This is a genomic window from Sphingomonas sp., from assembly GCF_035555815.1.
GTDB lineage: Bacteria > Pseudomonadota > Alphaproteobacteria > Sphingomonadales > Sphingomonadaceae > Sphingomonas.
Genome location: NZ_DATMGG010000094.1, coordinates 1 through 5,752, shown reverse-complemented (window position 1 = coordinate 5,752; position 5,752 = coordinate 1). Strand labels below are relative to the sequence as shown.

Genomic DNA, 5,752 nt, shown 5'->3' with positions numbered 1-5,752 from the left:
AGCATCATCGCCGCGAAGAACGCGACCTTCACCTGGACGAAGAACGCCTCGAAAATCTCGGTGAAGATCACCTTGCTCTGGCCGGCGTGGACCAGCGGCTGGACCAGGAACGCGAAGATCGGCTGCGCGAAATAGAAGCTGACGCCGAAGCACAGCACGATCGCGACCACGCAATAGAGCAGCCGCCGGCGCAGCTCGATCAGATGTTCGAGCAGCGGGGCCTGGGTATCGTCGATATCCTTCACGATGCCGCCCGTCCCGGTTCGCCCAGCGGCAGTTCGGGGGCCAGCGGCGTGGCGGTGTCGCTCATGTCGGGCATCGGCGTCAGTTGGGGTTCCGGTTCGGATGCTGGCTCCAGCGCCACCGGGGTAGCGACGGCGGCAGGTGCATCACCATCGATGGCGGCATCAGCGACGGGCGCGGCGGGCGCCGGCAAAGCCGCCGGTTCGGCCTGGGCGGGATCGAGCGGATGCTCACGCATGATCCGCGCATTCTCCTCCGCCCATTTCTTTTCCATCTCGGCCAGTTCGGCCTCGCGCACCATCGCGTCGAAGCCGGAGCGGAACTGGCGGGCGACGCCGCGCGCCTTGCCGACCCAATAGCCGGCGACGCGCATCGCCTTCGGCAGCTCCTTGGGACCGATGACGAGCAGCGCGACGACCGCGACGAGCAGGAATTCGGAAGGCGCGATGTCGAACATTCAATAGTCCACGGCGCGCAACCCGATGGGCGGCGCGTCAGCCCTGGAGGGAAGGATCAGCGGTCCTCGCGGGCGCGCTCGGCTTCGGGCTGGTAGGCCGGTTCGGCGGCCGGGCGCTGCGCCTCGATCCGGGTCGGGACGGGATCATCCTCCTCCGCCATGCCCTTCTTGAAGCTCTTGATGCCCTTGGCGACGTCGCCCATCATGTTCGAGAACCGGCCGCCGCCCAGCACGAGAATCGCAATCACGCCGAACACCAGCCAGTGCATCAGGCTGAAACCACCCATCAGACTTCTCCTTGGTTGGTGCCTATCTAGTCGTGATCGTCGTCCTTTTCCACGGCATTCTCCATCGCCAGGTCGATTGGGTCGAGCAATCCGGCCGCGCGCAGATCGTCCAACCCCGGCAGATCCTTGCGGCTGGCCAGCCCGAAATGGCTGAGGAACGCCGATGTGGTGGCATAGGTCAGCGGCCGGCCCGGCACCTCGCGGCGGCCGGCGGGCCGCACCCAGCCCGCCTCCATCAGCACGTCGAGCGTGCCCTTCGATATCTGCACGCCGCGAATCGCCTCGATCTCGGCGCGGCTGACCGGCTCGTGATAGGCGATGATCGCCAGCGTCTCGATCCCCGCGCGGCTCAGCTTGCGGCTCTCCTCGCGGTCGCGTCGCAGCAGGTGGGCGAGGTCGGCGGCGGTCTGGAAATGCCAGCGCCCGCCGCGCTCGACCAGCTCGATCCCGCGCCCGGCATAGAAAGTGGCAAGGTCCGCCAGCGCCCCCGGCACGTCGGCGTCGGGGCCAAGGTGCAGGCGGATGTCGGCCACCGTCATCGGCGCCTCCGCCGCGAACAGCACCGCCTCCACCGCGCGGGCCAGGTCGTCGGCCGGATCGGGAGGGAGCGTCATGCCGGCGCCCGCAGATAAAGCGGCGCGAACGGCGATTTCTGGCGCAGCTCCACCCGCCCCTGCTTGGCCAGTTCCAGCGCCGCGACGAAGCTGGAGGCGAGCGCCGACTTGCGATAGCCGCCGGTCGCCTCGCCGGGCAGGAAGCTCTCGATCGTCGCCCAGTCGACCGTCACGCCGATCAGCTCGGACACGCGCGTGATCGCCTCATCGAGCGTCATCACGTCGCGCATCGCGACGACGTGCATCACCGGCCGAGTCCGTGCGCTGATCCGGCCATAGGCGGCGATCAGGTCGAAAATCTCCGCCTCCCACCGCGCCTTGCGCACCGTCCGCAACCCTTCGGGCGCCCCGCGCGGGAACACGTCGCGCCCCAGCCGGTCGCGCGCCAGCAGGCGTCCACCCGCCTCGCGCATCGCGTTCAGCCGCTCGAGCCGGAGCTGGAGGCGGAGCGCCAGTTCCTCGGGGCTCGGCGTCTCTTCGGGATCGCGCGGCAGCAGCAGCGCCGATTTGAGATAGGCCAGCCACGCCGCCATCACCAGATAGTCGGCCGCCACCTCCAGCTTCAGCGCACGCGCGGCGTTGATGAAGGTCAGATATTGCTCGACCAGTTGCAGGATCGAGATCGCCTTCAGGTCGACCTTCTGGTTGCGGGCGAGCGCGAGCAGCAGGTCGAGCGGCCCTTCCCACCCGTCCAGGTCCAGCGTCAGCGTCTCGGGCTCGTTCATCGCACCACTAAAGCAGGTCAGGCGAGCGCCAGCAATTCGTCCCGCTTGGCGATCAGCTCGCCGAAATCGCCCTCGGCCGGCGCCACGCTGGCCATAGCACGGTCGAGCCGCGCCCGGCTGGCGGTGGAGATATCGTCGATTCGGTCGACGATCTCGGCCATCTCCTCCATCCGGCCCCAGCAATCGAGCACGATGTCGCACCCGGCGGACAGCGCCGCCGCCGCCTTTTCCCCGGCGGTGCCCGACAGCGCCTTCATGTCGATGTCGTCGGTGAACAACAGCCCGTCGAAACCGATCCGGCCGCGGATCACGTCGCGGATGACGGTGGGCGAGAGCGTCGCCGGCCGCTCGGCATCCCACGCCTTGAACACGACATGGCAGGTCATCCCCATCGGTGCCGATGCCAGCGTGCGGAACGGGCGGATATCCTCCTCCAGCGCGGCGTCGTCGGCGGTCACCACCGGCAGCTCGTGATGGCTGTCGACCACCGCGCGACCGTGCCCGGGCATGTGCTTGACCACGCCGACCACCCCGGCGCGCGCCAGTCCCTCCAGCGTCGCGCGGCCCAGCGCCGCGACCTGCATCGCATCGCCGCCAAAGGCGCGGTCGCCGATCGCCACCGTGGTCTCGGGGAAACGCCGGTCCAGCAACGGGGTGCAATCGACGGTGATGCCAACCTCCGCCAGCATCAGCCCCAGCGCGTGGGCGCTGCTGCGCGCCGCCTCGATCGCCGACATCGGCGCCAGATCATACAGCGCGTCGAACGCGGCGGCGGGGGGAAATTCGGGCCATTCGGGCGGCCCCATCCGGGCGACTCGGCCGCCCTCCTGATCGATCAGGATCGCCAGATCGTCGCGCCCGGCCAGCGCGCGCAGATCGTCGGTCAGCGCGCGCACCTGCGCACGATCGGCGATGTTGCGCTTGAACAGGATGTAACCGGCCGGATCGGCGGCGGCGAAGAACGCGCGCTCCTCCGGGGTGATCGACAGGCCGGACAGGCCGAAAACGACGGGCTTCATGGCGACGCTCTAGCAACTTCGCGCGGGCGCCGGAACGGGTGTCGCTTCAAAAGCATGTGCGTCGATCATTCGGCACCCTATGCTCCGGCGCCATGACCCGCCCCTCCATCCTGATGACCGCGCCGTTGGCGCCCCCCTTCATCGCCGCGCTCGAGCAGCGCTTCGCCGTTCACCGGCTGTGGGAACAGGACGATCCGGACGCGTTCCTCGCCACCGTCGGCGCGACGATCCGCAGCGCGACCACCAGCACGTTGTTCGGCCGGTTCGACGCGGCGATCCTCGATCGCCTGCCGAACCTGGAGATCGTGGCCAGCTTCGGCGTCGGCTATGACAATATCGACGTCGCGGCGGCGGTGGCGCATGGCGTGGTCGCCACCAACACCCCCGGCGTGCTCGACGATGAAGTCGCCGACCTCGCCGTCGGCCTGCTGCTGGCGACGCTGCGCCGCATCCCCCAGGCCGATCGGTTCCTGCGCGCCGGGGCGTGGGCGAACGGCAATTTCCCGCTGTCGCCGACGCTGCGCGGGCGTCGCGTCGGCATCCTCGGCCTTGGCAACATCGGCAAGGCGGTGGCGCGCCGGCTGGAGGGGTTCGGCGTGGCGATCGCCTATCATGGCCGCTCGCCGCAGCCCGACTTGCCCTATGACTATCACCCTTCGCCGATCGGGTTGGCGAAGGCCGTCGACACGCTGATCGTGATCGTGCCGGGCGGCGACGGCACCCGCCACCTGGTCGACGCGTCGGTGCTCGCCGCGCTGGGCGCCGACGGCGTGCTGATCAACGTGTCACGCGGCAGCGTCGTCGACGAAACGGCGCTGATCGGGGCGCTGGAATCGCGCACCATCCTGGCGGCGGGGCTGGATGTCTATGAACATGAGCCGGCGGTGCCCGACGCGCTGATCGCGCTGCCCAACACCGTGCTGCTGCCCCACATCGGCTCGGCATCGGAACACACCCGCCACGCGATGGGGCAACTGGTGATCGACAACATCGTCGCGTGGTTCGAGACCGGACGTCCGTTGACTCCGATTCCCGAAACCCGGCACCTGCTCAGTTCGGAACGTAGCAGGCCTCTCCCGCGACCTTGAGCTTGCCGCACAGACCGTTGGCCGCGCCCGCGCTGCCGGCATTGACGCGCAGGCGGAACACGGTGCGCCCGTTGACCTCCGCCCTCTCGACCGACTTGCCGAGCGGGGCGAGGTAAGTGAACCGCTTCGACAGCGTCGTCCAAGCACCGTTCGCCGCGCTCTCGCTGGGGAAGGACCCGAGCTGAACCAACGCGCTGCCGCCGCCCGCGCCCGCCGTCGGGATCGCGGCGACGGTCGGCGTCTTGGCGGTCAGCGCCCCGCCCGACGGCGGCACCGCGGCAACCACCTTCTCGGTGCCCTTGCTCGCTGGCGCGGTGACGGCGGCGGTCTTGCCCGCGACCGGGACTTCCGACACCGCCCTGGTATCGATCGATCCGTTGGCCGACGTTCCCTGCGACGTGGCGAACACGGTGTCGCCCTCGCCCTCCGCCTTCATCCCGCCGGGCTCGTCGGGCTTGACCTTGTAGTCGCCTTCCTGCGCGGCGATCAGTTCGCCGGTGCCGCCACCGCCCTGATGGCTGCGCCACCAGTTATAGCCGTAGATCGCCGCCGCGATGACCAGCAGGCCCAGCACCACCATCGCGATCATGCGCGACGCGGTCGGCCCCTCCCGGTAATCATCCTCGGCCGATTCGAGCCACGGCAGCCGATCCTCGTCGTGATAGCCTTCCGCGTCGGCGTCCACGGTGGTGTTCATCCGCCCATCTCCTCGACCGCCTCGACCCCCATGATGGCGAGACCGTTGCGGATGATCTGCCCGATCGCATCGGCCAAGGAAAGCCGTGCCGCGGTGAGCGCGACATCGTCGGGCAACAGGAACCGGCGCGCCGGATCGTCGTTGCCCATGTTCCACAGCGCGTGAAATTCCGCCGCCAAGTCATAGAGATAAAACGCGATCCGGTGCGGCTCGCGCGCCAGTGCGGCGGCTTCGGCGATGCGCGGGAACTGCGCGGCGAGCTTCACCAGCCCCAGTTCGGCCGTATCAAGACGGGACAAGTCGGCGGCGGGTAGCGCCAATCCCGCCTCCGCTGCCCGACGATGGAGCGAATGCACACGAGCGTGGGCGTATTGGACATAGAACACCGGATTGTCCTTCGACGCTTCCACCACCTTGGCGAAGTCGAAATCCATCTGGGCATCGGCCTTGCGCGTCAGCATGGTGAAGCGCACGACGTCCTTGCCCACTTCACGCACCACATCAGCGAGCGTGACGAAGTTCCCGGCCCGCTTCGACATTTTGACCGGCTCGCCGCCGCGCAGCAGCCGCACCATCTGCACCAGCTTGACGTCGAACCGCGTCTTGCCCCCGGTCAGCGCCT

9 protein-coding genes are annotated in these 5,752 nt (G+C 68.8%); 1 reads left to right on the top strand and 8 read right to left on the bottom strand.

All coding sequences use genetic code 11. The annotated features are described in order from the left end of the window. The 6 genes from VNR91_RS05420 to nagZ all read right to left on the bottom strand — a co-directional run. Nucleotides 1-245: twin-arginine translocase subunit TatC (locus VNR91_RS05420; RefSeq protein WP_325489760.1), on the bottom strand; the 245-nt coding region annotated here is incomplete at its 3' end. After that, complete coding sequence (gene tatB, locus VNR91_RS05415) at nucleotides 242-700, bottom strand: Sec-independent protein translocase protein TatB (protein ID WP_325489759.1); 459 nt, start codon at nucleotides 698-700, stop codon at nucleotides 242-244. The genes tatB and VNR91_RS05420, both read right to left, overlap by 4 nt. Nucleotides 701-756: 56 nt before the next feature. Beyond that, nucleotides 757-987 (bottom strand): twin-arginine translocase TatA/TatE family subunit, encoded by a 231-nt coding sequence (locus VNR91_RS05410; protein WP_325489758.1) that lies wholly within the window; start codon nucleotides 985-987, stop codon nucleotides 757-759. Between the two features lie 26 nt (nucleotides 988-1,013). Continuing rightward, the gene (gene scpB / locus VNR91_RS05405; protein WP_325489757.1) at nucleotides 1,014-1,601 is read right to left on the bottom strand and encodes an SMC-Scp complex subunit ScpB; all 588 of its coding nucleotides are present in this window, start codon (nucleotides 1,599-1,601) and stop codon (nucleotides 1,014-1,016) included. After that, nucleotides 1,598-2,326 carry a ScpA family protein gene (locus tag VNR91_RS05400; protein ID WP_325489756.1) on the bottom strand — a complete coding sequence of 243 codons (729 nt, stop codon included), beginning with the start codon at nucleotides 2,324-2,326 and terminating at the stop codon, nucleotides 1,598-1,600. The genes scpB and VNR91_RS05400 overlap by 4 nt, the downstream gene beginning before the upstream one ends. Nucleotides 2,327-2,343: 17 nt before the next feature. After that, nucleotides 2,344-3,345 (bottom strand): beta-N-acetylhexosaminidase, encoded by a 1,002-nt coding sequence (gene nagZ, locus VNR91_RS05395; RefSeq protein WP_325489755.1) that lies wholly within the window; start codon nucleotides 3,343-3,345, stop codon nucleotides 2,344-2,346. Nucleotides 3,346-3,437: 92 nt separating this feature from the next. On the opposite strand from nagZ, the gene VNR91_RS05390 reads away from it, so the two are divergent. Then, on the top strand, nucleotides 3,438-4,433 hold the full coding sequence (locus tag VNR91_RS05390; protein ID WP_325489754.1) for a 2-hydroxyacid dehydrogenase: 996 nt from the start codon (nucleotides 3,438-3,440) through the stop codon (nucleotides 4,431-4,433). Here the strand turns inward: VNR91_RS05390 and VNR91_RS05385 are convergent. Then, nucleotides 4,396-5,130, bottom strand: coding sequence for an SPOR domain-containing protein (locus tag VNR91_RS05385; RefSeq protein WP_325489753.1), 735 nt, complete (start codon nucleotides 5,128-5,130; stop codon nucleotides 4,396-4,398). The genes VNR91_RS05390 and VNR91_RS05385 overlap by 38 nt on opposite strands. Then, nucleotides 5,127-5,752: DALR anticodon-binding domain-containing protein (locus tag VNR91_RS05380; RefSeq protein WP_325489752.1), on the bottom strand; the 626-nt coding region annotated here is incomplete at its 5' end. The genes VNR91_RS05385 and VNR91_RS05380, both read right to left, overlap by 4 nt.

Coding starts and splice junctions, on each gene's coding strand:
- VNR91_RS05390 (WP_325489754.1), top strand. CDS start 3,438: ATGACCCGCCCCTCCATCCTGATGACCGCGCCGTTGGCGCCCCCCTTC.
- scpB (WP_325489757.1), bottom strand. CDS start 1,601: ATGACGCTCCCTCCCGATCCGGCCGACGACCTGGCCCGCGCGGTGGAG.
- VNR91_RS05385 (WP_325489753.1), bottom strand. CDS start 5,130: ATGAACACCACCGTGGACGCCGACGCGGAAGGCTATCACGACGAGGAT.
- VNR91_RS05400 (WP_325489756.1), bottom strand. CDS start 2,326: ATGAACGAGCCCGAGACGCTGACGCTGGACCTGGACGGGTGGGAAGGG.
- nagZ (WP_325489755.1), bottom strand. CDS start 3,345: ATGAAGCCCGTCGTTTTCGGCCTGTCCGGCCTGTCGATCACCCCGGAG.
- tatB (WP_325489759.1), bottom strand. CDS start 700: ATGTTCGACATCGCGCCTTCCGAATTCCTGCTCGTCGCGGTCGTCGCG.
- VNR91_RS05410 (WP_325489758.1), bottom strand. CDS start 987: ATGGGTGGTTTCAGCCTGATGCACTGGCTGGTGTTCGGCGTGATTGCG.